The organism is Nitrospira sp. BLG_2 (assembly GCF_049222245.1).
The window spans coordinates 1-2358 of sequence record NZ_JBLYIG010000671.1; the positions used below are offsets into that span (position 1 = coordinate 1).

Sequence of the window (2358 nt, forward strand, 5' to 3'; positions counted from 1 at the left end):
GCACTTCTTCAACGTAGTTCAATAACGATCCTAGGACCGACCGGTAGGGCGAGGAGAGGGCAATCAAATTGACACCGCCTCCCCATTGAGCCCATTGGGTTTTGACCTTGGAACCCTCTTCTGGGTCGAAATCCACGTACACGGCCCGAATTTCACCAGATCGGCTTCTCGCATAGTCCAACGCGCGAACCACGGCACGATTTAAGCCGCTGATCGGAATGATCACGATATTGCGCCGAGGTAATGGAGGCCGTTCGCCTCGACGGTCCAGCGCGATTTGTTCCGTGACGGCCTTATAGTGCGAGCGAATCCCTTGGAACATGAGCAAAAGGATCATGACAAGCAGAAACACGATCCAGGCTCCCTGCGTGAATTTGGTACTGGCAATAATGATCGTCGCGATGCCGGTGGTCACCGCGCCAACCCCATTGACGATCAGTTTGGTCTGCCAATGCGGCCCTTTTTTCATGAGCCATCGCTTCCCCATACCGGCCTGAGAGAGCGTGAATGACACAAATACGCCGATGGCATACAAGGGAATTAATGCGTGCGTATCCCCTTCGAACGCGACGAGCAAGAGACAGGCGAAGACGCCGAGAATGATGATGCCGTTCGAAAAGACCAGCCGATCGCCGAACGTTGCCATTTGATGCGGCATGAATCCGTCGCGTGCCAGGATTGATGCCAGGTGCGGAAATCCTGCGAAGGCGCTGTTGGCCGCCAGCACCAGCAGTGCCATGGTGCCGATCTGTACGGCGTAGTAGATTGGCCCGGTGCCGAACGTTAGACGGGCCAGCTGAGAAACTACGGTCTCGTCGGCTTTAGGCAGGATACCGTGGTGGTAAGCCATCCAGCTGATACCTAGGAACAGTGACGCCAGAATCGCGGACATCCAAAGCATAGTGTTCGCAGCATTTTTCGATTCAGGTGGGCGAAAGGCTTTGACGCCGTTTGAAATGACTTCCATGCCAGTGACCGCAGAACAGCCCGCAGCAAAAGAGCGAAGAACTAAGAACAAAGTAAGAGCCTCAGTTTCTACAGGACCGGGCGGAAGGGGAGGTGCTCCGGAGTTGGAGAGAGATCGAACTGTGCCCATGATGACGAGGAGACCTAGCGCACCTATGGCAAAATAGGTTGGGACGGCAAAAAACTTTCCTGATTCACGGACCCCACGCAGATTCATCACTACAATGAATAGAATGGCGACAAGTCCAAAGACTTCGCGGTGAATGAACAGGCTTGGAATGGCCGAGGTGAGGGCCGCGATCCCCGCCGCGACGCTCACCGCAACCGTTAAGACATAATCGATCATGAGTGCCGCTGCAGCCACTAAAGCCGGCCTATCGCCGAGGTTGGACCGTGCGACGACATACGCACCACCTCCCTCTGGATATTCATAGATAATTTGTCGATAGGAGATAGTCAGGACCAGAACGAGGAATAGAATGGCTAGACTGACCGGAATCGACCAGGCTACCGCTGCCGAGCCGGCTAGAATAAGAACCAGGAGGATTTCTTCCGTTCCGTATGCAACGGATGAAATAGCGTTCGAGGAGAAGATGGCAAGGGCGACCGTTTTTGAAATCCGCTCGTGTCTCGCTTGGGCGGTCTTGAGAGGGTCTCCAACGAGCCATCGCTTCAGAATCATGAAAGGATGTCCAAGAGGCATGTTACTGGTTTCTCTCACTATCTCTCTAATTAAAGGAAACGGAATCTGGCCACTGTCCATCACGGCCCTGAATGCGAACTTCTTCTCCTACGTCGGTGCTTGACGTGTGCGAGGTCAGCGACCAAGCCAAGAATCTTCTTTATCCTAGTCCCGCAACAGCGGAAAAACGCGCCGGGTTTTCCCCATAACCGATGCGCAGAGCCTTCGAAAGCTTCGATGATCTGTTTCGCTTCTTTCATAGCCGCCAATGCAGCCTCTCCTCGGGACGCAAAGCGGCCTTCAGCGCACCCATTGAAGTACGCCCAGGAATTATGTCTGAATTCAATAATGCGATATGGACAATTCCACGTTCCATCGTCGTGTCGCTTGGGTGTTAACTCAATTTTGCGATGCTTATAGTATGGCATTGTCGTTGTTTCCAGCCTTCAGCATCCCTTACAACTCTCTCTGCTACTCGAAAGGCACGTCAATCTAACGAAGGTACCGCACGTAATTGATGTGGACTTCGTAAGCCGGCCACCGAGCGAGTACCAGCTCTTTGCCATGCGACTCGACCATCCTGGCCAGCCAGAGCCGCTCAACGGCGGTCAGTTTAGAAAAGATCTCCGATAAGGTCAGAGGTGGTTCTACTGTGAGCGGCTGGGAATCATCCGGCTCCCTGAGTATATGATCTTGAAGATCCACATCGT

The 2358-nt window shown here is 53.5% G+C and carries 2 protein-coding genes; both read right to left on the reverse strand.

Annotated elements, in window-relative coordinates; translation table 11 throughout:
* Nucleotides 1–1648 (reverse strand): APC family permease (locus ACOSYY_RS17705; protein ID WP_421664157.1); only part of this gene is annotated, 1648 nt, incomplete at its 3' end.
* Nucleotides 1649–2140: 492 nt separating this feature from the next.
* Nucleotides 2141–2358: hypothetical protein (locus ACOSYY_RS17710; protein WP_421664158.1), on the reverse strand; the 218-nt coding region annotated here is incomplete at its 5' end.